The organism is Streptomyces sp. 5-10, assembly GCF_014712245.1.
GTDB lineage: Bacteria > Actinomycetota > Actinomycetes > Streptomycetales > Streptomycetaceae > Streptomyces > Streptomyces violaceusniger.
Window position 1 is genome coordinate 81,772 of record NZ_JACVYG010000041.1, and the last position, 21,348, is coordinate 103,119.

General features: G+C 70.0%; 19 protein-coding genes and 1 pseudogene. 9 read left to right on the top strand and 11 right to left on the bottom strand.

Features of this window, described 5'->3' with window-relative positions:
• Positions 1-92: 92 nt before the first annotated feature.
• The 3 genes and pseudogenes from IEJ02_RS50550 to IEJ02_RS34415 all read right to left on the bottom strand — a co-directional run bounded on the left by IEJ02_RS50550 (position 93) and on the right by IEJ02_RS34415 (position 2,145).
• Complete coding sequence (locus IEJ02_RS50550; RefSeq protein ID WP_317985999.1) at positions 93-500, bottom strand: YybH family protein; 408 nt, start codon at positions 498-500, stop codon at positions 93-95.
• 36 nt (positions 501-536) lie between these two features.
• Positions 537-929 (bottom strand): annotated as a pseudogene (locus IEJ02_RS50555) (YybH family protein); the annotation flags it as partial.
• Positions 930-1,506: 577 nt separating this feature from the next.
• Positions 1,507-2,145, bottom strand: coding sequence for a TetR/AcrR family transcriptional regulator (locus IEJ02_RS34415; protein WP_191068420.1), 639 nt, complete (start codon positions 2,143-2,145; stop codon positions 1,507-1,509).
• Positions 2,146-2,307: 162 nt separating this feature from the next.
• Between IEJ02_RS34415 and IEJ02_RS34420 the strand changes: the two genes are divergently transcribed.
• Together IEJ02_RS34420 and IEJ02_RS34425 are read left to right on the top strand one after the other, a co-directional pair.
• Positions 2,308-3,144: an SDR family NAD(P)-dependent oxidoreductase gene (locus IEJ02_RS34420; RefSeq protein WP_191068421.1), complete on the top strand. Its 837-nt coding sequence runs from the start codon at positions 2,308-2,310 to the stop codon at positions 3,142-3,144.
• Positions 3,145-3,459: 315 nt separating this feature from the next.
• Positions 3,460-4,383, top strand: coding sequence for a GNAT family N-acetyltransferase (locus tag IEJ02_RS34425; RefSeq protein ID WP_191068446.1), 924 nt, complete (start codon positions 3,460-3,462; stop codon positions 4,381-4,383).
• A gap of 279 nt (positions 4,384-4,662) precedes the next feature.
• On the opposite strand, the gene IEJ02_RS34430 is transcribed toward IEJ02_RS34425, so the two are convergent.
• The 3 genes from IEJ02_RS34430 to IEJ02_RS34440 form a co-directional block, all read right to left on the bottom strand.
• Complete coding sequence (locus IEJ02_RS34430) at positions 4,663-7,545, bottom strand: hypothetical protein (RefSeq protein WP_223864946.1); 2,883 nt, start codon at positions 7,543-7,545, stop codon at positions 4,663-4,665.
• Positions 7,546-7,621: 76 nt separating this feature from the next.
• The gene (locus tag IEJ02_RS34435; RefSeq protein ID WP_191068422.1) at positions 7,622-9,205 is read right to left on the bottom strand and encodes a purine-cytosine permease family protein; all 1,584 of its coding nucleotides are present in this window, start codon (positions 9,203-9,205) and stop codon (positions 7,622-7,624) included.
• 231 nt (positions 9,206-9,436) lie between these two features.
• Complete coding sequence (locus tag IEJ02_RS34440; protein WP_191068423.1) at positions 9,437-9,784, bottom strand: hypothetical protein; 348 nt, start codon at positions 9,782-9,784, stop codon at positions 9,437-9,439.
• Positions 9,785-9,891: 107 nt separating this feature from the next.
• Here IEJ02_RS34440 and IEJ02_RS34445 point away from each other — a divergent pair, with 107 nt between their 5' ends.
• From IEJ02_RS34445 to IEJ02_RS34455, 3 genes are all read left to right on the top strand, one after another.
• Entirely contained in the window at positions 9,892-10,863 is a 972-nt protein-coding gene (locus IEJ02_RS34445; RefSeq protein WP_191068424.1) for a LacI family DNA-binding transcriptional regulator, read from the top strand.
• Positions 10,864-11,075: 212 nt separating this feature from the next.
• Positions 11,076-12,182 carry a 4-hydroxyphenylpyruvate dioxygenase gene (hppD, locus tag IEJ02_RS34450; RefSeq protein WP_191068425.1) on the top strand — a complete coding sequence of 369 codons (1,107 nt, stop codon included), beginning with the start codon at positions 11,076-11,078 and terminating at the stop codon, positions 12,180-12,182.
• Complete coding sequence (locus IEJ02_RS34455) at positions 12,179-13,285, top strand: alpha-hydroxy acid oxidase (RefSeq protein ID WP_191068426.1); 1,107 nt, start codon at positions 12,179-12,181, stop codon at positions 13,283-13,285. Before hppD ends, IEJ02_RS34455 begins: the two co-directional genes overlap by 4 nt.
• Positions 13,286-13,322: 37 nt before the next feature.
• Here the strand turns inward: IEJ02_RS34455 and IEJ02_RS34460 are convergent, their stop codons facing one another.
• Positions 13,323-14,618, bottom strand: a complete 1,296-nt coding sequence (locus IEJ02_RS34460; RefSeq protein WP_191068427.1) for an aminotransferase-like domain-containing protein — start codon at positions 14,616-14,618, stop codon at positions 13,323-13,325.
• Positions 14,619-14,830: 212 nt separating this feature from the next.
• On the opposite strand from IEJ02_RS34460, the gene IEJ02_RS34465 reads away from it, so the two are divergent.
• The 3 genes from IEJ02_RS34465 to dpgB are packed head-to-tail and all read left to right on the top strand — an operon-like array spanning position 14,831 to position 16,894.
• Positions 14,831-15,037, top strand: coding sequence for an MbtH family protein (locus IEJ02_RS34465; protein ID WP_191068428.1), 207 nt, complete (start codon positions 14,831-14,833; stop codon positions 15,035-15,037).
• Positions 15,038-15,041: 4 nt separating this feature from the next.
• Complete coding sequence (gene dpgA / locus IEJ02_RS34470; RefSeq protein ID WP_275561570.1) at positions 15,042-16,118, top strand: 3,5-dihydroxyphenylacetyl-CoA synthase DpgA; 1,077 nt, start codon at positions 15,042-15,044, stop codon at positions 16,116-16,118.
• A gap of 56 nt (positions 16,119-16,174) precedes the next feature.
• Positions 16,175-16,894: an enoyl-CoA-hydratase DpgB gene (gene dpgB / locus IEJ02_RS34475; RefSeq protein WP_191068429.1), complete on the top strand. Its 720-nt coding sequence runs from the start codon at positions 16,175-16,177 to the stop codon at positions 16,892-16,894.
• A 1-nt stretch (position 16,895) separates the two neighbouring features.
• Here the strand turns inward: dpgB and dpgC are convergent, their stop codons facing one another.
• The 4 genes from dpgC to IEJ02_RS34495 all read right to left on the bottom strand — a co-directional run bounded on the left by dpgC (position 16,896) and on the right by IEJ02_RS34495 (position 20,923).
• Complete coding sequence (gene dpgC, locus IEJ02_RS34480; protein ID WP_370467171.1) at positions 16,896-18,185, bottom strand: (3,5-dihydroxyphenyl)acetyl-CoA 1,2-dioxygenase DpgC; 1,290 nt, start codon at positions 18,183-18,185, stop codon at positions 16,896-16,898.
• 94 nt (positions 18,186-18,279) lie between these two features.
• The gene (locus IEJ02_RS34485; RefSeq protein WP_191068431.1) at positions 18,280-19,026 is read right to left on the bottom strand and encodes an SDR family NAD(P)-dependent oxidoreductase; all 747 of its coding nucleotides are present in this window, start codon (positions 19,024-19,026) and stop codon (positions 18,280-18,282) included.
• Positions 19,023-20,027: a 3-oxoacyl-ACP synthase III family protein gene (locus IEJ02_RS34490; RefSeq protein WP_317985997.1), complete on the bottom strand. Its 1,005-nt coding sequence runs from the start codon at positions 20,025-20,027 to the stop codon at positions 19,023-19,025. The genes IEJ02_RS34485 and IEJ02_RS34490 overlap by 4 nt, the downstream gene beginning before the upstream one ends.
• Before the next feature lie 23 nt (positions 20,028-20,050).
• Entirely contained in the window at positions 20,051-20,923 is an 873-nt protein-coding gene (locus tag IEJ02_RS34495) for an alpha/beta fold hydrolase (protein ID WP_317985998.1), read from the bottom strand.
• A gap of 252 nt (positions 20,924-21,175) precedes the next feature.
• Between IEJ02_RS34495 and IEJ02_RS50905 the strand changes: the two genes are divergently transcribed.
• On the top strand, positions 21,176-21,348 hold a 173-nt coding region (locus IEJ02_RS50905; protein ID WP_370467172.1), incomplete at its 3' end, for a condensation domain-containing protein.

A 21,348-nucleotide genomic window follows, 5' to 3' on the forward strand; every position in this document is an offset into this window, starting at 1 on the left:
TCGTGATCCACCTGCCCATAACTCCGACCTTGGAGCGTGGCGATTGCGTGGTGCGCCCGCCGGTCTTCGAGCAGTCGGCGGGCGCTGGTGCGTCAGGGGCGCAGATCGGTCTTCGCCTCGCCGGTTTCCGGGTCGTAGGGATAGGAGACGTGCTGGTGGATCATTTGCCAGGCGCCGCCGCGTCGCTGGAATACCCGGGTGCCCCGCGACCAGGTGTTCTCGGTTGTGCCGTCGCCCATCTCGCCGGTCATGTGGTTCAGTCCCCAGACAACCGCGAGGTCGTCGCGGATCAGGACCTTCAACTCGGGAACGTCCCAGGTCACCCGGCCCGGCGCCGAGTCCAGGCCCGCGCGGCACACCTCACGCACCCGGTCCCGGCCGATGTACTGCAGCGGCGTGTCGTGCTCGTAGGAGACGATGTCCTCAGCGATGTGGGCCATCAGCCCGTCCAGATCCTTCGCGGCGGTGCGGTCGAACCAGTGCTGGTGCACCGCACGCACCTCGCGCTCCGCCTGAGCCTGTTCGTCCGGGCCGTGGAGGTCGGGGAAGGAGTGGTGCTCGTGCGCCACCACCCAGCGTCCCTCCTCCTTGCGCAGGCCCAACGTGAGCCGCATCCGGGTCTCGGGCCGCTCGGCGAGTTCCTCCTCGGTGCCGCAGCGCAGCAGCGCGAAGGCGAAGGCGACATCATCACCGGCGGTGACCTCGAGCTCCTCGATGGCGAAGCAGGCGCCCTGGGCCTGCCAGGCGAAGAACGGCGGCCAGACCTCCCGATACGCGGCGAGGCCCCGCACGCCCTTGGAGGGCGGCGGCACGTCGAACATCACGATGTCGTCGGCGTGGTCGGCCGTGACCACACTCAGGTCCCCTCGGTGCACCGCCGCCGCCCACCCCTCGATCAGGGCGCGGATCTGCTCAGTGTCGTCGGACATGCCGATCCCGGTTCCTTTCCTTGCCGCTGTTCGCGCTGAAGCGCGAAGGAGCCGAGCCCGCGCTCGCCCCCGCATATGGAGACCGGCGCCGAAGACGAAACTCATCGCGAGCCCCCTTGTCTCAGGAGGCGACGAGACCGGTGACGGATCCTCGACCCGACCGAGGGCGACGCGGCCTGGGGGAGGACATGTCCGCGATTCGCGGACAGGGTCACCGTCGGTGGCGCTCGACGCCCTGACCCAGCACGCTGGATGTCCATCGTGGCAGAGCACCGTGCAATTGCCACGACCACGCTCTGGATAGGGCAGCCGCTCGGAGTCGAGGGCGTCTTCCCACTCAGCTTCGGTGGGCCGCGCGGTGGGGCCCAAGTACGCACTTCGTTGTCGGCCAACGGCCGCATGAACGGGCCGTCGTCGCTGTCCATGGAGTCGATCACGGTCGGGAAGTCCAGGACCGAGCCTGTGCCGCCGGTGAAGATGTACTCGTGCCCGTTGCCCGATGAGCAGCGGCTGGGGGTGGTCCGTAAGGGCACGGGGGAGTTCCAGGGTTCTGTCAGCGATCTCGTAGACGCCGAAGTCAGCCGACGCTGTCAGGACTGGGCAGCGGTGTCTGGCGCGGCTGGGCGCGGAGCCCGTCGAGAATGATCGCCAGATAGCGTCGCCACAGCTCGGAGGGGCGTTCACCTGGCAAGGCCATGACGGCGTCGATCATCGCGGCGATCGGTGCGATGTCGGTCTCGGTGACCCCGTCGCGCAGCCCACCTTGAGTGCGGGCCCGTGCCACGAGAGCCTCACAGCGCGATGTGATCTCCCGCCGCGCTCGGGCGAGGCCGGTGCCCTCGACGGCGCCGTGGCGCATCAACTCGCGCAGTCCACGGTTGTGCGCGGCCACCCCCAGGGCTCTCTCGAGGAAGCCGGCAAGAGCCGCGAAGCCGTCGTCCTCGGCCAGGGCTTTTTGCGCCATTGCGGCGATCTCCTCGAGCTCTTCGGTGAAGACGGCCTCTGCGAGCGCCTGCTTGTCGGGGAATTTCCGGTAGACGGTGCCGACTCCGAGCCCGGCGTGGTGTGCGACATCGTTGAGCGTGGCCTGCAGTCCGCGTGCGGCGAATACCTCGCGACCGGCTTGGAGGATGCGTTGGCGATTGAGTTCGGCATCCCGCCTCAGCGGACGCGCCCCTGCCGCAGCAGGTTCCTCGCCTCCCCTCTGTGTGCCCATGGCCTGCCCTTCTCGTGACGTGACCGATCGTATAACCGGATACATCATATCCGCTTCATGCTACGGTCGGTCCTCATAGAAGCGGATACGGGATATCCGGATGATGGTTCGGAGCGTCGCGCCGCCCATCGTCGCGCGGCTCCGAGGAAGGGAGAGTCAGGGATGCAGACTGTGGTCATCACCGGAGGAACCGATGGGCTCGGAAAGGGACTCGCACTGCACTATCTGCGCCGAGGAGCGCGCGTGCTCGCCGTGGGCAGCACGCCCGCCAAGGGCGAGGCCCTTCTGGCCCAGGCAGCGGCCCTCTCGGCCGTTGACCGCGCGGTCTTCCTGCAAGCCGATCTGACGTCGGTCGCGGCGGCCAGGGACTTGGTTGCCACGGTCGAGAGCACCTGTTCCTCGGTGGACAAGCTGGTCCTGTGCGCCCAGCGGTACCGGCTCTTCGGATCCCGCACCGTGACCACCGAGGGGTTCGAGCACAGTTTCGCCCTCGCCTACCTGAGCCGCTACGTCCTCAGTCACGGCCTGCGCAAGGCGCTGGAGTCCGCGCCACAGCCGGTCATCATGAACGTGGGGACTCCCGGTGTCCGCTTGGGCCGGATCCACTGGGACGATCTGCAACTGGCGCGCCGCTACAGCGGCTTCAAAGCCACGCTGCAGTCCTTCCGCGCCAACGACCTGCTCGGCGTGGCCTTTGCCGCCCTGCACGCCGACACCCGGATCCGCTATGTCGGCTACAACCCGGGCGTGGTGTCGACCGGCATGCCCAACCACCTTCCGCAACCGCTCCGCGCCCTCACCAAGGCGTCCTTCACCCTGTTCGCCGCTTCGGTCGCGAAGGCCGTCGCGCCGATGGCCTGTCTCCTGGACGAACCACCCGGCGAACGCTTCACCGCCTACCGCGCCACGCGCCAACTGCCTTTGAAGGGCGCGGCGTTCGACCAGGCCGACGCACTGCGCCTGCACCACCTCACACACGACCTGATGAACGCGGTGTGAGGATGCGGGCTCTCAGAAGCTCGAAGGATGCCCGGCCGTAAGCGGAACGTGCGGCTGACACACCCGGATTCACTGGGCACTGTCGGACGCGGGGCGGTCGAAATGGGCTTGCGGACGGGGCGGCGCTTGGCTAGACGTTACGGCGGAGCCCCCACCACGAGGGTGAGGGACCACGACAGCGAGAGGAGGGGTAAGCCGATGATCCCCACGATCACCGCGCTTGTGTCCTCCCGGGGTGCGGACCACATCTGACCTCGGAGCGGACGGGCGCCTTCACCGGAGCGTGCCTTGACCGTGAAACAGAACAACCTGACGATGCGTCCGATCACCGGGCGCGAAGAACTCGCCCTCTTCTCCCAACTGCCCTACACCCTCAACGAGGAACTGGCGGACGACCTTGCCGCCGGCCGCCGACGTCCGGAATGGATGTGGGTCGCCCTTCGCGGCGGGCGCCTACTGGCCAGGGTCGCATGGTGGGGTCGGACCGGAGACGACACACCATTCCTATTGGACATCTTCGACATCGACGACGGCGGCGCGGATCGCGATCGCGTGGACATCGGTGTGCGGCTGCTGCGGGCCGCCACGGCCGCAGTGGTCCCAGCCGACGCCCGTCCACCCGAGTACCACCGAGCCGTCCCACCCGATTGGCGCGGGGGCGGGGTGACCCGGCGCATCGTCGAGGACCACATGCTCGCCCTGGAACGGACCGGCGCCCGCCACTTCGTCGAACGGCTGCTTCTGGAGTGGCGTCCCGGGACGCCACTTCCCGAGCCGAGAGGGCGCCTGGCGTTCCGGCCGGTCCGCGACACCGAGGAAATCCTCGCCCTGATGACTCGGGTCCTGGACGGAACGCTGGACGCGCACAGCAGGGACGACCTGACCCGGATGTCCCCCCGCGAAGCGGCGGCCAGACACTATGAGGAGGAACTCGCGCACTTCCGGAGCCCACAGGACTGGTGGCGGATCGCGACACTGCCGGACGGCGAGCCGGTGGGGTTCGTCACCCCGGCCCGCAACGACTACAACCCCGTCATCGGCTACCTCGCCGTACTCCCCGAACACCGGGGCAACGGCTACATCGACGAGATCCTTGCCGAAGGCACCCGGATCCTCAGCGCGCGGGATGTCCCCCGCATCCGGGCAGCCACGGATCTCGGCAACACCCCGATGGCGAACGCCTTCCAGCGCATCGGATACGTCAACTTCGCACGCCGGATCTGCATGATCTGGAGCTGACCGAGGGCGCGGGGGCTCCCGCAGCGGATCCGGCCCAGTGGAAGCGGATGACCGAGATCCGCGGCAACCTGATCGTCCGCATCGCCGAGGCCGAGCTGGAAGGCCGCGTTGTCCTCAAGGACGGGCGCGGCCAGCTCCTGCGCCTCTCGCTGAGCGAGCTCATGTTCTCCGGTCGAGCGAGCGTGATCTGCGAAGGGTCCGGGCCCGCGCCAGGCCCACATCAAGGCGGTCACCGCCAACGTCCCGCTCGGCCGGTTCGGCACCGCCGACGACGTCACCTCAGTGACGCCGCAACCCGGCGGTGGTGTCGCCGACGACGTCCAATGCTCGCGATGGGCTCGGGGATGAACGTGTCGAGCAGCAGGAGTCCGAGCACCGATCGGCCTGCTGAGACGACGGCGGGGACGCACCGGGGCTCGGGGGCTGGAGCGCGTGGCTCAGCAGTGGTGGGGCGAGCAGTCCGCACGGCTCGGGCTCGGCGCGTAGCCCGGTGCCGGCGTAGTAGCGGTTGGCCGCCGACGGTGCGACTCGGATGCGCAGTTCGTTCCTCCCGGGCCGCAGGGTGTGGGCGGGGATCGTGATGCGGTACGGCGCACAGGCGCGCTGTCCCACGCGCGTGCCGTTCACGGACACGATCACGGCTCCGGCGACGGCCGGGAGCGTCAGCTCCAGGGGGACCAGGGTGTCGATTTCGATCTGGCGCACATAGTCGGCGGTGCCCGCGTAGGCCGGAAGGCCCTGTCGCTGCCAGCCGCATGTCACGGCGATGTCGCGGCGGGTGCCCGCCTCCTCGTACGCGTCCTGGGCGATCTCGAGCAGCCAGCCGGATCGGAGTCGCTCCGGCGCCGACCATTCCGGTGTGCCGTGACCGGCCGCGGCCTCGGAGTCCTCCGCGGTGTCCGCCCGGCCGGAAGCGGGCTGCGCGTCCCTGTGCACGCGCAACAGGCGCAGCTCGTTCTGCTCCAGCCGCAGCACGGCCGGGCTCTCGGTTGCTTCGAGGGTGCGCACGGTGCCGTCGGTGGCCTCCCATTCCTCGATATGCCAGGGCCCGTCGGGCAGCAGGAGTTCCACCGTCCCCTCGGTCTCGGTGAAGCAGGCGAAGCGGAAGCCGCCGGCCGTGTCCGGGCCGCCGCGCCAGCGCACCGGCGAGCCCGCGGGCACGCGCAGCGTTGGCTCGGTCTGTCCACGCCGTGCGGCGAGCCCGCGCAGGACGGCCGCCTCGGGGACCGCGGGGAACGTCTCCACGGCGGGGGCGAGGTCCGCCCAGTCCTCGGCGGCGGTCTGAGGGCCCTCCTGGTAGACGGTGGGCGTCGCGCCGCTGGCGAGTACCCGTACGCCCGCTTCGGTCAGGCGGCGGAGTCGGCGCACTGAGCGGGCCGAGCGCAGCGTCGTCACGGCGGGGAGCACGAGCGCCCGGTACCGGTGGTCCCCGAAGCGCACCGCGCCTTCCTCCACCGCGGCGGCCTCGAGGTCGCGTTCGTCCACGAGGTGGAAGCCCACCCGGGATTCGGTGAGCGCCCGGGCCCACTCGCCCGTCGCCGACGCCTGTTCGCCGAGCTGGCCCGCGGTCCACACCGTACGCAACGGGTACAGGACCGCCACGTCGCTCTGGGGTGACACCGGTTCGAGGAATTCGCTCAGCCGCGCGCTCTCGAGCGCGAACCGCGGGTGGTGATGGGCGAACCACGGCTCGAAGTTGATGCCCGGGGGGAAGTCGAAGCGCGGATTCCGCAGCGACTCGTGGTCGTCTCCGTGGCCGTGGGTCTGGTAGAAGCCGTGGAAGATCATCTGCCGCATGCCCTGCAGATGGTGGTTGATCGCCGTTGTGCGCAACTCCTGCAACGTGAGCCCCCAGTGGCCGGACCACGGGGCCCCGCCTTCGGGCGGGGTGACGAAGTACTGCTCGACCATCGTCCCGCCGCGGCCGTGGTGGCGGGCGACCGAGTCGCCGAAGACGGGGCTGAGCTGCACCAGGGCGTCCTGCGCGTCCACCGCGGTGAGGTCGCGATAGCCGTCCACGCCGAAGTGGTCGAGTCCGAAGTTCACGCGCAGGTCCCAGTTCGCGAACGCGGTGTCGAGCGTCCAGCCGCCGACGTGCCCGAGCACTTCATGACCGGACTGACGCAGGCCGTGGGCGTGGCTCCAGGCGCGCAGCTTGCCGAGGAAGGTCTCCATCGCGTGGCCGCTGAAGTGCTCGTAGAACTGGGCGCGGAGGCTCAGCCGCTCCGGGTCGTCCCCGTCGAGCACGGCGGCGAGCACCTGGGGGGTCCGCACGCCCCAGCGCTCCCGGATCGAGACGGCCAGGCTCTCGTGGAACGGCATCGCCGAACGCAGGTCTCCGGTGCGCTCCATCCAGTCGTAGTACACGGCGTGCGGTTGGTCGAAGAACATGTAGGCGACGGTGGAGCCGAAGAAGTCGCCCAGGGCGTCGGCGAAGGGCTGGTAGCCGGCCTCGATGAAGCGGTCGACCGCGACCGGGTCGACGGGGTTCACGAGCCGGGAGGTCGCACAGCGGGCGGAGACGAACACGATCGCCTCCGTGCCGTCGGGCACGGGCTCGGCGAGGTGGACACGGCACCTGTCGGCGGCGCCGTCCAGGCGGTCGACGAGCTCGGGCCGTTCGGCGGCAGTTCCCTGGTCCCCTTCCATGGCTTCCATGGCTTCCACGACGAGCGCGTACTCCACCCGCCAGTCGGCCCAGGCGACGACGCCGCCCTCGTAGTGCCAGTCCATCGCGGCCGGGCCGAGGTTCTCCGTCGCCGAGCGGATGCCGCTGAGCGAGCCCTCGCTCGCGCCCGCGGGGATCCGCACCCAGAACAGATGCCGTTCGCGCAGCTCGTCGTGTCCGGTCACGGCGCGGCCCGCGGCGTGACCGGTCTGCCAGTTGTAGTCGTCGTAGATGCCGACGATCATGCCGAGCTCGGCGGCCGTTCCGACGGCCGTACGGCACGCGGCGAGGTAGTCCTCGTCCAGGTACCCCTCGATCGGGTACGACAACCGAGCCTGCACCTGGAAGCTCCGGATCCCGGCGTCGTGCATCTGCCGCACCTGGGCGCGGATGGTGTCCTCGTCGGGTAGCCGGTGCCAGAACCAGTAGGCGGCGGGCGCATGCCAGGGGTCCGGGTTCCGGAATCGGTACAGCGCGCTCTCATATGCGGACAAAGCAGGCAAGGCGGGCAAGGGTGTCAGCTCCTCGGGCGGCGACGAGACCCGCGCGGGCCCCGCCGCCACGGGTCGGTCAGCGTTCGGTGACGTCGGCCGTGTTCCGGCCGGCCGCGCTCTTGCCGATGTCGGGAGCCGGAACCTGGAGCCCGCCGTCCCCGCGGGCGGCGTCTCCCGCGGTCACGAGCGAGTAGTCGGGCTTCGGGTCCAGCCGGAGTCCGAACGTGAGGATCGCGTAGAGCGCGGCGCCGAGCGCCAGGGCGATGACGATGCCGAGCCCGCTCGACCCGAACACGCCGGTGCGGCCCTTCTCGGTGAGGAGGAACCCCGTGATCTTCGCGAAGTTCGGGTCGGAGCTGGTCACGAGGCCGAGACCGGCGACGGTTCCGGTGACCAGACTCAAAATCGCCGTCCAGCGCCCGTCGCGGCCGCCGTAGCCGCGCGGGTTCGCCATGTCGGTGTTCCAGCCCATGCGGCGCTGCCGGATGAAGTCGATGAGCTGGATGCCGCCCATGGTGCCCATCATCACGGCGATGAGCGACAGGAACGACTGGAACGTCGCGAGGAACGAGGTGGAGACGAACAGCAGGTAGAAGGCGCCCGCCGCGATGATGACCGCGTTGATCGCGGTGGTCACGGAGCGGCGCAGCGGTACGCCGACGGCCATGAGCGCGAGGCCGGAGCTGTACATGCCGGTGATGGCGGCCGAAACGAGCGAGATGACGATCACGATGGAGAAGGGAACGAAGAACCACATCGGCAGGAGCGCGGTGAGCGCCCCGATCGGGTCGGATGCCGTGGCGGCACCGAGCTTGGGATCCCCGCCGACGAGAAGCGCGCCGACGGCGAGGAGGATGACGACCGGCAGGCTGAGCCCGGCGACCGTCCAACTGATCACGCCGCTCGCCGGGGTGTCGCGCGGGAGGTAACGGGCGAAGTCGCCGCCGTAGTTGAGGAAGCCGAGGCCGACGAGGGTCATCGCCATGATGATGCCGCCGATGAACACCAGCGGTCCGCCCGCGGGGGTGTCACCGAGGTGCGCCCACGCGATCTCGGGCACCATGAATCCGAGGAACGCGACCGTCATGATGCCGGTCACCCACGAGATCCAGACCTCGACCCTCATGATGAGCTCGTGGCCGAGGACGGAGACCGTCATCGTCACGGCGAGCACGAGCACGAACCACAGCACGATCGTGGCCGTGGCGCTCGACCCGTCCGTGTCGGCGAACACCGACGGCCACAGCTTCGCGAACAGGTTCGCACCGGTGGTGGAGGCAAGGGTGATGATCGTCACCTTCCAGCCCATATTGGACAGGTAGGCGAAGAACGCGGGGATCCTGTTGCCCTTCATGCCGAACGCGAACCGGGTCTGGGCGAGGGTCGGCAGTCCCGTGCGGGGCCCGCCGACCGCGAGGATGCCGACGAGGGCGGCCGAGATGAGGTAGCCGAGGGTCCCGGCGACGATCGTCTGCCAGACGTTCAGACCGAGGCCGAAGACGAAGATGCCGTAACTGATGCCGAGGATCGAGATGTTCCAGGCGAACCACACGGCGAACAGGCCGCTCGGCTTCCCGCGCCGTTCGGCATCGGGAACGGGATTGACGCCGTTCGATTCGACGGTCGTGCCTCTACGACCTTGCTGAGCCTCATTGCTCATGGAAGGGCGCCTTTCGATGTATGGCGATGTGGGGAGGGGCGGATGGTTGAGTTCGGGGACGTCGTGGGTTCGCGTTCGAGGGGGCGCGTCGCCCGCGTCCGGGGAGCGCGTCGCCCGTGTCCGGGGAGCGCGTCGCCCGTGTCCGGGGATGACGCGGCTCCGCGCGAGAGGTGCGGCGTGCGACGTGCGCCGTGACCGCCATCGTGCCCGCGGCGGGAGGCGTGTACGCCTTCAGGCGGAGCGCTGAGCGGCGGGGCGGACCGCTAATCCGCCGCCGAGATGGGCGGCGAGGGTGCTGGGGAACGCATCGCCGACGCCGGCCGTGTCGATGGCGTCGACGGCGATGCGGTTGCCGTCGGGGGCGAGGAACTGGTCGGTGGCCCCGAGGCGACGGGCGGTGAGCGCCTGGGCCGCATCCTTGCCCCCGCCGGCCGGAAAGCGCCCGGTGGCGCGGTTCTGCTCGGCCGCGCGCGGCGGGCGCGGCACCGCGCGGCCGAGGCCGAGGTGCACCGGCCCGACGACAGGCCTCCGCCCGCCGCCCTCCGGGGCGTACGGCGGGCGGCCGTGCGGTACCCTCATCGCCGGGAAAACCATTTCCGAACCTAAGCACGCCGGTCCCTGCCGCGTCAACGGGGCGTCGAGACCGTCCTGATGGCATCGGCGGGCAGGAATCAGGGGAGATCAGGATGGGCGCGCGCATCGGCTTGAAGGACGTGGCGTTGCGCGCGGGGGTGTCGGTGCCGACGGCGAGTCGTGTGCTGTCCGGAGTTCAGCGCAATGTCGATCCGGAGCTGGCGCTGCGGGTGCGGAACGCCTGCGAGGAACTGGGCTACCGGGTGAACGCGGCGGCGCGGGCGCTGCGGATTCAGTCGACGGATTCCCTGGCGCTTGTCGTTCCGGCGATCGCGAACGCGTACTTCGCGGAGCTGGTGTCGGCGTACTCGCGCCGCCTGGATCTTCAGGGCAAGCGGCTGGTGACCATCGACACGGGCGAGAGCCCGGAGACCGAGCAGCGCCAGCTCGGCGCCATGGACCGGGTGCTGGTGGACGCGGTGCTCGTGGTGCCCGCGGCGTTCGAGCGGAGTGGCGCGGCGATCACGGAACTCGCGCGGTCCAACCGCGTCGTGCAGGTCGACCGCCGCGCGCGAGGCGTCGAAGCGCCGTCGGTACGGCTCGACAACGCGGCGGGGGTCCGTCTGCTCGTGGACCACCTGCGGGCGCGGGGCCGCCGCAGCATCCTGATGGTCGACGCCCAGGAAGACTCCTCCTCCAGCATCGAGCGCACGGCCGCGTTCCGCGCGCTCGCCGGACCGGAGGACCGGGTTCTGGAAATGCCGAACTTCACCGTGGCGAGCGGCACCGACGCCGCGAAGCTCCTGCTCGCGAACCCCGGCCGCACGGATGCGATCATCTGCACCGCCGACACTGTCGCGCTCGGCCTGCTCACGGCGCTTCAGCACGCCGGTAAACGCGTGCCTGCTGAGTACGCGATCACGAGCTTCGACGGCACGTACATCTCCGACACCGCCGCGCCGGGGCTCACCACCCTGGGTTCGACCGCCGAGCGCATGGTCGAGGCCTCCCTCGCCCTCCTCGACGGCGGCAGCGATGACGTCGTCCTGAAACCCGAGCTCGTGGTCCGCGGTTCCAGCGGCTGACCGCGCGCCGAGGGGGATGTGCGGGTTCGGTGCGAGTGGTTCGGCGGCGGTGATGGCGCGCCGCGCCAGTTCGGGCTCCGTCGCCCTCGCCGGCCCCGCGGGCCGGGGCGCCCCGCTCCCCTCCGGACCGTGTAACTGTGGCCACCACGGATGCTTCGGCCTGCGGTGCGCGGGAGTCTGAGACCCCCTTGGTGCATCAGGGAGAGGCTTTCATGAGTGCGTTCGAGGAACTTGGTGTCGACTACGTCGGCTTCGCCGTCGGCGATCTCGACCAGGCCAGCGCGTGGTGGGCGGACCGCTACGGGATGAGCGTGTACGCGCGGTCACCGGACGGACGGCACGAGGGGCGTGTGCGGACCGCGGCCATGGCCAAGGGCGACATCCGGCTGGTGCTCGTCGAGGCGGGAAGCGCGGACCACCCGGCCGCCGCCTACACCGAACGGCATGGCGACGGGGTCTGCGACATCGCCCTGAGCACCCCGGACGCCGCCGCCGCGTTCGAGGAGGCGGTCCGCCGCGGAGCCCGTCCGGTCGAGCGGCTGCGGCAACGGGACGGTGTGGTCACCGCGTCGATCGCCGGTTTCGGCGATGTGACGCACACGTTCGTCCAGCGCCTGTCCTCGGCGGACGCCCACGCCCTGCCGGGGCTCACCCCGCGCACCGGGCCGCCGCCCGGTCACGGCGCGGCGGACTCGACCGGCCTGAAGTCGGTCGACCACTTCGCGGTGTGCGTGGAGGCGGGGCAATTGACCCCCACCGTCGCCTACTACGAGACCGTCCTGGATTTCCGGACGGTCTTCAGCGAGCGCATCCTGGTGGGCCGGCAGGCGATGGACTCCATCGCCGTGCAGAGCCGGTCCGGGACGGTGACGCTCACCATCCTCGAACCCGACCTGACGAAGGAGCCCGGTCAGGTCGACCGGTTCATCAAGGACCACGGCGGCGCCGGCGTGCAGCACATCGCCTTCACCACCGACGACATCACGCGCGAGGTGAGCGCGCTGGGCGCCAGGGGTGTTGAGTTCCTCACCACTCCCGGGACCTACTACGAGCAATTGCGGGAGCGGTTGCGGCTCAGGCGGTACACCGCCGACCGGCTGCGGGAGCTCAACGTCCTGGTCGACGAGGACCAGGACGGCCAGCTCCTGCAGATCTTCACCCGCTCCGTCCACCCCCGCTCCACGCTGTTCTTCGAGATCATCGAAAGGGCGGGGGCCCGCACCTTCGGCAGCGGCAACATCAAGGCGCTCTACGCCGCGGTGGAGGCCGAGCGACCCCATGCCGCGGCTGACGGCACGTCGCGGGAAGCCTCGCTGTGAGCGCACCGGACCCCGTCCCGGCCATACCACCGGTGTGCGCCGCCGACGCGGAACGACTGGCCGCCGAACGGCTGTCCCCGCAGGTGTGGGACTTCATCGCCGGAGGCAGCGGCGACGAGTCGGTCCAGGCCGCCAACCGAGCGGCGCTGGACCGGATGCGCCTGGTGCCCCGGGTGCTCTCCGCCGTTCCGCGGGAGGCCGACACCTCCGGGCCGCTGCTGCGGGGCACCGCCCGGATGCCGGTCGCGGTGGCGCCCATGGCGTACCAGCGCCTGCTGCACCCCGATGGCGAACTCGCCACCGCGCGCGCCGCGCGCGACGCCGGCGTCCCCTTCGTCATTCCGATGCTCAGCAGCCAACCGCTGGAGCGGGTCGCCGCGAGCGGTGCGGTGGTCTGGCTCCAGCTGTACTGGCTGCGCGACCGCGGGCGGATGCTCGAGCTCGTGCGCAGGGCCGAGCACGCCGGATGCGCCGCCGTCGTCGTCACCGTCGATGTGCCGTTCATGGGCCGCCGCAGGCGCGATCTGCGCAACGGCTTCACCCTGCCCCCGACGGTGTTCCCCGTCCATCTCGGTGCCGAGGCGGCCCGTGCCACACACATCCGCCGCAGCGGGTCATCGGCGCTCGCGGTCCACTCGGCGGCGGACTTCGATCCTTCCACCGGCTGGGCGGATCTGGCCTGGCTCCGGGACAGCACCGAGCTGCCCCTGGTGGTCAAGGGCGTCCTCGCGCCTCGGGACGCCGCCTTGGCCGTCGAGCACGGTGCGGACGCGGTGGTCGTGTCCAATCACGGCGGCCGCCAGTTCGCGGGGGCTCCGGCGAGCATCACGGCGCTGCGGCCGGTGGTCGAAGAGGTGGCGGGTGGCTGCGCGGTGCTGTTCGACAGCGGTGTGCGCGACGGCATGGACGTTCTGCGCGCCCTCGCCTGCGGCGCGGACGGGGTCATGTACGGTCGGCCCGTGCTGTGGGGCCTGGCCGCGGACGGCGAGGCCGGGGTCAGGGGGGTGCTGGACCTGCTCCGCGCCGAACTGCGCGAAGCGCTGGCCCTGTCCGGCTGTGCGGATGTGCCCGCTGCCCGCCGCCTGACCACCGTGGGGCTGTGATCGCAGCCGGGCGCGGCGCCTTCCGCGGCCCGGCCTTTCAGGGAGCCGCCGGGGAGAGCCGTTCCGCCACGAGCTTCGCCAGCCGGTCGAGCCCGGTGGCGATCTCCTCCGGGGTCAAGGCACTGCAGGAAAGACGCAGTTGGTGTGTGCCTTCGCCGTCGGCACCGTCGTAGAAGTGCCGCATGGGAGTCCACAGCACCCGGTGCTCGCGCGCCGAGTGGGCGAGCAGCTCCTCATCGGCGGGGAAGGGCAGCGACAGCACCACGAAGAACCCTCCCGCCGGTGCGTTCCACCGAACCGCCGATGACCCGCCGAAGCGGTCCTGGAGCCCGTCGAGCAGCAGGGCGCGGTTGCGCCGGTAGACGGCCGTCACCTCCGCGTTCGCCCGCGAGAGACTGAAGTCGTTCTCCAGCAGCCGGCCCGCCACCACCGCCTGTCCGAGCGGCGGCGTGTTCACCGTGACCATGCTCTTGATCTTGGCCAGTTCGTCGGCGAGATATCCGGTCCGCCGCCCCTCCACGGTCACCGGCTGGTCCGCCACCGCGAAGCCGACCCGGGCGCCCGGCAGGACCGTCTTGGCGAAGGAGCCCAGATACACCACCCGTTGGCCGCGGTCCAGCGCCTTGAGGGTGGGCGGCCGCTCGTCCCCGTCGGTGAAGAGCCCGTACGGGTTGTCCTCGAGCAGCAGCAGATTCTCCTGCCCGGCCAGCTCCACCAACCGGCGGCGGGAGGGGATGTCCACGCTGACACCGGCCGGGTTGGAGAAGTCCGGCACCAGGTACAGGCAACGCGGCCGCGATCCGCGGCGCCGGGCCGCCGCGACGCGGGCGAGCAGATCCTCGAAGTCCACCCCCGACTCCCCGGACGCCACCGGCAGTACCGGCATGCCGGCAAGGCGCGCGGCCCCGGTGAAGCCCATGTACGTCGGGGACACGGCCAACGCCACATCCCGCTCGTCCCGGCACAGCGTCCGTAGCACCAGATACATCGCCTCCTGCGCCCCGACGGTGACCACGATCGCCTCGGGGTCCACCTCGATGCCCTCGTCGGTGGCCAGATAGCGGGCGACCAGCTCGTGCACGATGCCCTTGGTGCGTCCGTACTGGTGCAGGGTGCGGATGACCTGCCGCTCGTCATACCCCCGCACCGTGGCCAGGTACTCGCGGTAGCGGCGCAGATAACGGTCCAGGTCGTCGCGGCCGAACTGGTCCTCGCAGGGGCGGCCCGCGGCGAAGGACACCGCGTCGGGGTACCGCTGGGCGACCTCATTGAGAAAGGTGACCGATGCGAACAGTGGATCGGTCAGCGAGGAGTTCAGATCGGAGAGTTCCATATCGCATAGTGTTCGGCCGCCGGCCGCGTCGGTCACTGAGGGATCACCACGGTTACGGCGACCGTCGCTTGGGCGTGGAGCGCGTCGCGGCCGGGGGCGCGGCGTAACGGTGGGATACGCGGATGCCCCGGCCGGCCCGTGTCCGGATGCTGAAGGCACAAGGCAGAGGCGCCCCGTGAAGCAACGAAGAGAAGCCAAGGGAGAGATGCGGCGTGAACCCTTTTGATGACCCCGATGCCGAGTTCCTGGTCCTGGTCAATCACGAGGGGCAGCACTCCCTCTGGCCCGTCTTCGCCGAGGTGCCCGACGGCTGGCACGTGGCCCACGACCGCGACAGCCGCGCGGCGTGCATTGCCTACATCGAGGAGAACTGGACGGACATGCGTCCCAAGAGCCTCATCGAGGCGATGGGAGGCTGAGAGGATCGCCGCCACCCCGGCCGGAACACGCCCCGTGATCGTCGGCGTGGGCACCGCCGTGCCGCCCCGTTCCTACACCCAAACCGAGGTTCTCGACTACTTCGGTATCACCGACGAACGGGTGTGCTCGGTATTCCACAACAGTGCGATCGAACGCCGTTTCCTCACGCTGCCGCCCGCCGATTCCCATGGACACCCGGCCGTTGAAACCCAAGGCGAACTGCTGCGCAAACACAGCCGCCAGGGACTGGACATGGGGGCCGCCGCCATCTCCGGCTGCCTGGAGGCGGCGGGCCGCACCCTCGATGAGGTCGACCACCTGTGCTGTGTGTCCAGCACAGGGCTCCTCACCCCTGGGCTGAGCGCCCTGCTGATCAAGGAAATGGGGCTGAGCCACCGAACGAGCAGGCTCGACGTGGTCGGCATGGGGTGCAACGCGGGCCTCAACGCACTGAACGCGGTGGCCGGCTGGAGCGCCGCCAATCCGGGCCGCCTGGCCCTGATGGCATGCGTGGAAGTGTGCTCGGCGGCGTATGTGGTCGACGGCACGATGCGCTCGTCCGTCGTCAACAGCCTGTTCGGCGACGGCGCCGCGGCGGTGGCGCTCACCACGGACGCACCGGCCCCGGGCCGCGGCCCGGTCCCGCGGGTGCTGCGCTTCGCCAGCCACCTCATCCCCGAAGCCTCGGACGCCATGCGCTACGACTGGGACGACACAGCCGGCAAGTTCAGTTTCTTCCTGGACCGGGACGTCCCCTACGTCGTCGGCGCACATGCCGAAACCGTCATCGGCCGGCTCCTGGACGGCACGGGACTGCGGCGCGGCGACATCACCCACTGGGTGGTGCACTCCGGAGGGAAGAAAGTCGTCGATTCCGTCCGCGTGAACCTGGGACTCACCCGCCACGACGTACGCCACACCATGAGCGTTCTCCGCGACTACGGCAACCTCTCCAGCGGCTCGTTCCTGTTCTCCTACGAACGGCTGCTGCGCGAGGGCGCGGTGCGGCCCGGGGAGTACGCGGTGCTGATGACGATGGGGCCCGGATCGACCATCGAAACCGCGCTCATCCGCTTCTGACTCCGGCCCGGACCAGGTGCCCCAGGCCGTATCACCAGCACGCAGGAGGCAGTTCCATGGATGTGAACATCGACTCGCCGGGCGCGCGAGCCCTCGGGGTCGTCGAGGCGCGCATCGACCTCGACCGGCCGCTGTCCGCCGAACTGATCGAGGACATCACGGATGTGTGCGCCCGTGCCGAGGACGCGGCCGACGCCGACGTCCTGGTCCTGCGGCTGACCGGTACCGGCCTCCCGCCGGGAGGGTGGCCGGGCACACCGGAGGTGCATCTGGTCGGCAAGTGGGAGAAGGCGCTGCGCCGGCTGGAGCGGGTCGATCTGTTCACGGTCGGCGTGTGTGAACACCGGTGCACCCCCGCCGCGCTGGAGATACTGCTGACCACCGACCACCGCATCGGCGGGCCCGACACGGCGCGGGCCACCGCCGACGGCGCGCCGGGCGCGATGTGGCCCGGGATGGCGCTGCACCGGCTGGTGCAGCAAGTGGGACTGGCCGCCGCCCGCCGTCTGGTGCTCCTGCCCGCCACCGCCGACGGCCCGGCCCTGCTCGACGCGGGGGTGTTCGACGAGATCGTGCCGGAAACCGATGTCGGCGTCGCCGCCGTCGTGGCCCGGGCCGCCGGAACCGTCGGCAGCGAGACGGCCATACGACGCCGACTGCTGCTGGAGGCCGTCACAGCGAGCCACGAGGAAGCCCTCGGCACCCACTTGGCGGCCTGCGAGCGCGCACTGCGGCTGCGGCGCACCGGTGCCGCGGCCGCCAGGGCAGCGCGGTGACTTACGAGCGGGCGGCCGAGAAACGGCCGACCTTGCTCATGACGTCCGCGCTGTACAGGCGCAACGACTGCTGAAGGGCGAACTCGGCCATGTAGACCCGGAAGGCCTCCGGCGGCTCCTCGGCCAGGTTGAGCATATGGCGGTTGGCGGTCACCGCGGGGCTGTCCAGGCGCTCCAGCGCCCGCTGCGCGGCCGCGCCCAACCGGTCCGGCTCCACGACCTCGTCGAGCAGGAAGCGGGCATCCGGCTCGGTGGCCCGGATGCGGCGCCCCCACAGGACCACCTGGCGGGAGAGCCGCCCGCCCGCCCGCCGGCCAAGCCTCAGATTCCCGGCGCCGGGGACGATGCCTTCCTGCGCCGCGGGAAGACTCACATAGGCGTCGGCTGCCGCGAGGACCCGGTCGAACACCATGAGGAGCTGGGCGCCCCCGCCGATGGCGAAAGTGTCCACCGCCGCCACCCATGGTTTCTGGATCGTGGGGCTGTGCCACTCGCCGTCATGGTCCACCCGTACGCCCCTGATCAGCTTGTTGACGTAGCCCAGTTCGCGGCGGAGCAGGAAGTCGACGAGCGCTATCTGCCCCGCGTGCAGCTTCTTGAGGTGGATACCGGCGCTGAAGACCCGGCGGTCGCGGTAACGGGGATGCGACATCGTCCCGCCACGCACCAGACCCACGCGCACGGTGGGGTCGAGCAACGCGATGTCGACCGCGGTCTCCATGTCCTCGACCTGTCGGTTGTCCTCCGCGTTCAGGCAGTCGTCACGGCACATCGTCAGATGCGCGGCGCTGCCACGTCTGTCCAGCCGCACCGAGCCGAGGTCGAGCGCGCCCGTGTGCTGGAACTCCGGCAGCAGCCGCATCGCCCGGGGGGTGGGCAGCAACATGGTGTCCACGAGATGCGAACCGGACAGCGGCGAGCGCAACATGTGGTGGAAGAAGATCCCTTGATCGATCTCCAGGCCCTCCTTGTGCGCCTGCGGGCGGCCCTGTTCGTGCTTCATCCGATCGGCACCGGGAACGAGCCCGGGGTAAGCGATGGCCGCGGCGCGGACCAACTCGGGCAGCCGCGGGGACAGCGTGAACCCCTCCGTCAGCTCCTCGTACACCGCGTCCCCGTGTGCGCGCAGGAAGCGGGTGCGCACACCCCGGGCGAGGTTCTTGGCGGCGGTGGCCACCGCGCGGTGATCCGCCGAGCGGTCCACGGGCTCGGGCAGGGTGGCCAGCACATCGTCCACCCGGCGGGCCGTATCGACGACACACCGGCGCGCCCGCGCCGGATCATCGGGGATGGACTGGGGAATCGCTTCCCTGATCCGCTCCAGGATCGCCTCGGTCACAGCGGCTCCTCCTCGGCTGTGGCCGTGCCCCCGGCCCTCGCACGCGTCAGGCCCACGACAGCCCGCCGTTGGCCTCGATGACCGCTCCGTTGACATAGGAGCTGTGCGGACCCGCCAGCCACAGCGCCACCTGAGCCGCCTCCTGGGTCCTGCCCGGGCGGCCGAGCCCGAATCGCTTGGTGTAAGCCTGCCGTAGTGTGTCGTTGTCCAGCACCGCCCTGCCCATACCGGCATCGAGGATTCCCGGGGCGAGGCAGTTGACGAGGATGCCGTGGCGGCCCAGTTCGATCGCCGCCACTCGGGTGAGCGCCTCGATGCCGGCCTTCGAGACGACGTAGCCGGCCGTGCCGATCGCCGGGCGCGTCGCCATGCTGGACGAGACCGTGACGATCCGGCCGCCGCCCTGGCCGCGCATCCGCGGGACGACCGCTTGGATGGCGTGCAGCGTCCCGCTGAGATTCGTCGCCAATGTCTCGTCCCAGTCGGCCACCGTCACCCGTTCCACCTTGGAGTCCAGGTTGACGCCGGCGTTCGCGACCAGGATGTCCACTCGCTCGTACGCCGTGACAGTACGCTCGACCAGGCGCAGCACCGAGTCCGGGTCCCGCACGTCGACGGAGTCGAAGACGATGTGACCGGGCCACGCGTCCACCGGCGTGTCCACCGCGCCCGTGCGCGAGGCGCAGACCACCGTCGCCCCCTGTGCGGCGTACTCCTGGGCGATCGCCCAGCCCAGGCCCTTCGTGCCGCCCGTGATGACCGCGACCTGCCCCGCGAGCCACTTGTCCGTCATGAGACCGTCCCTTCGGATTCCCAGTGCCGCATGACCGCGACCGCCGCGGCCATCCCGCCGCCGACCGCGAACAGACAGTGCAACTCACCGTTGCCGAACGGTCGGTTCCTGCGGCTTTCACACAGGGCGATGGGCAACGAGGCGCACCCGGTGTTCCCGAACCGCGGCGTCATCGCGAACCGGTCGGGATCCGCACCCAGCTCACCCGCCAGCTCCCGGAGCAGGTTGAGGTTGGCCTGATGGGGGATCCACCGGTCGATGTCCTGGACATCCACCCCGGCCGCGTCGAGCGTCTCCTTGATCGCCCCCGGCACCGTCTCCAGCACGTAGTCCCGGACGGCTCTGCCCTTCATCCGGAACAGGTGCTCACCGGCGGCCAGTCGCTCGGCCGTCAGCGGACGCCTGCTCCCGCCGCCGATCACCTCCACCAGGCCCCGCCTGCTGCCATGGGCCACCAGCTTGCTGCTCAACAGGCCGTACCCGTCGGGCACGGGGGTCAGGAGTATCGCCGCCGCGCCGTCACCGAAGAGGCTGACGGTGGTCGGGTCCGCCACGTCGAGCAGCGGCGAATATTTGTCACCCGCCACCACCAGCACCTTCGGGCCGGTTCCCGGTCGCTCGGCGAGCGCGGCCCCGACGATGAGGGCGTAGAGCGAGCCCGCGCAGACCGCCCCGATGTCGAAGGCCGGTACACCGTCCGCCTTCAGCTGATCCTGCAGGGCCGCCGCCGTGCTGGGCATGGGCTGATCGGGCGTGGAGGTGGCGAAGATGATCGCCCCGAGCCCTTCGTCCAGTGCGCCAGGAGCCGTGTCGAGCAGATCGGCCACGGCGGCGTAACCGAGGTCGGACGTCGCCGTCGCCTCATCCGCCCATCTGCGGGCCTCGAAGCCCGTACGCTCCCGGACCCACTCCGCGCTCTTGTGCGTCCGGGCTGTGACGTGGACGTTGTCGATGACGCGCGGCGGCAGATACCGGCCCGTTGCGCCAATTCCGACAGCCACAGTGTCCCCTCTCGACAGCCCGGTCAGGTCCGGGACTTATCAAGGAATTCAATGATCGCCGTGTTTGTTTCGGCGGGACGCTCCAGAAACCCGAAGTGACCGCATCGCGATATTTCGACGAGGTCGCAGTCGGGAATGGCATCGCTCACCTCCGCCCCGAGATAGGGCGGGGTGATGAGGTCATCGGTGAAGGTGATCACCCGGCACGGTGTGGTGACGCTTCGTAACGCCTCACGGCGGTCACTCGAGAGATCGGCCCAGGACTGCCCATGAACACGTTCCTTCGTTTCCGCGGACAGCTCGAAGAGCTCCAGCCACGTGGCAGCCGCCGTGGCGTTGTTGAGCGTCGCGGGCGACAGCATCTGAATCGCCGTCATGGCGGCCTCGTAGTGCGGAGTGACGCGTATGCCGCCTTCGATCAGGGTCTGCTCGCCCCGGGCGAGCGCCTGCCGAACGGGGTCCTGCCGGGCCTTTGTGGCGATCAGGACCGCGCTCCGCACGAGTTCGCGATGGCCGATCAGCAGTTCCTGGGCGATCAGCGCGCCGAGTGAATTCCCGACGATGTGACACGGGCCGAGGCCCAGTGCCTCGATCAGCCCTTTGGTGTCGGCAACCATACTGGCCAGGGAATACTTTCCGGGAGGCGCGTCCGACGGCGGGACCCCTCGGTTGTTGAAGGTGACGCAATGATACCCGGATTTGATCAACGCGGGGGTCTGGTGTGTTGTCCATACCTGGCCGCCGGCCGACGTCCCCATGATGAAAAGTACCGGATCGCCTTCGCCTTCCCTTTCGTAGGACAGATGGATGCCATTGGTTGGTATTCTCGGCATAAGGGTGACCCTTTGTGCTTCTCCGGGGCATCGGTAGCGTGGGCCGGCCGTGATACCAGCCATCCCATCATCGGAGTCTGCCGATCCGGCTCTCGGCCCGGCATCAGCAATGACCACCGTTACGCCGGACAGTCCAGCGGCGCACCGTAACTGTGGCTAGTGCTGATGCCGCTGAAGGTGTGCGCTTGGAACATCAGATCTGTCGAGATGTAAGTGTGTGTCAGCGGGCGCTCGTGGTAACCGGCGGGGTGTGGGATCACTCAGTGCTTGAGCCAGCACACATGTCCCGTCTCTGTTGCCATCAGTGGATACGGAGTGCTCATGATCCCCCTCTCGTATGCGCAGCGTCGGCTGTGGTTCTTGAACCAGATGGAGGGGCCGAGTGCCACCTATAACGTGCCGCTGGTGCTGCGGCTGACGGGTGTGTTGGATGTGGGGGCGTTGGAGGCGGCGCTGGGGGATGTGGTGGCCCGGCACGAGAGCCTGCG

Excerpts from the sequence above, each read along its gene's own strand:
- IEJ02_RS34440 (WP_191068423.1), bottom strand. The coding sequence starts at position 9,784 with ATGAGGGTACCGCACGGCCGCCCGCCGTACGCCCCGGAGGGCGGCGGG.
- IEJ02_RS34415 (WP_191068420.1), bottom strand. The coding sequence starts at position 2,145 with ATGGGCACACAGAGGGGAGGCGAGGAACCTGCTGCGGCAGGGGCGCGT.
- IEJ02_RS34420 (WP_191068421.1), top strand. The coding sequence starts at position 2,308 with ATGCAGACTGTGGTCATCACCGGAGGAACCGATGGGCTCGGAAAGGGA.
- IEJ02_RS34435 (WP_191068422.1), bottom strand. The coding sequence starts at position 9,205 with ATGAGCAATGAGGCTCAGCAAGGTCGTAGAGGCACGACCGTCGAATCG.
- IEJ02_RS34445 (WP_191068424.1), top strand. The coding sequence starts at position 9,892 with ATGGGCGCGCGCATCGGCTTGAAGGACGTGGCGTTGCGCGCGGGGGTG.
- hppD (WP_191068425.1), top strand. The coding sequence starts at position 11,076 with ATGAGTGCGTTCGAGGAACTTGGTGTCGACTACGTCGGCTTCGCCGTC.
- IEJ02_RS34495 (WP_317985998.1), bottom strand. The coding sequence starts at position 20,923 with ATGGCTGGTATCACGGCCGGCCCACGCTACCGATGCCCCGGAGAAGCA.
- IEJ02_RS34460 (WP_191068427.1), bottom strand. The coding sequence starts at position 14,618 with ATGGAACTCTCCGATCTGAACTCCTCGCTGACCGATCCACTGTTCGCA.
- IEJ02_RS34425 (WP_191068446.1), top strand. The coding sequence starts at position 3,460 with ATGCGTCCGATCACCGGGCGCGAAGAACTCGCCCTCTTCTCCCAACTG.
- dpgB (WP_191068429.1), top strand. The coding sequence starts at position 16,175 with ATGGATGTGAACATCGACTCGCCGGGCGCGCGAGCCCTCGGGGTCGTC.
- IEJ02_RS34485 (WP_191068431.1), bottom strand. The coding sequence starts at position 19,026 with ATGACGGACAAGTGGCTCGCGGGGCAGGTCGCGGTCATCACGGGCGGC.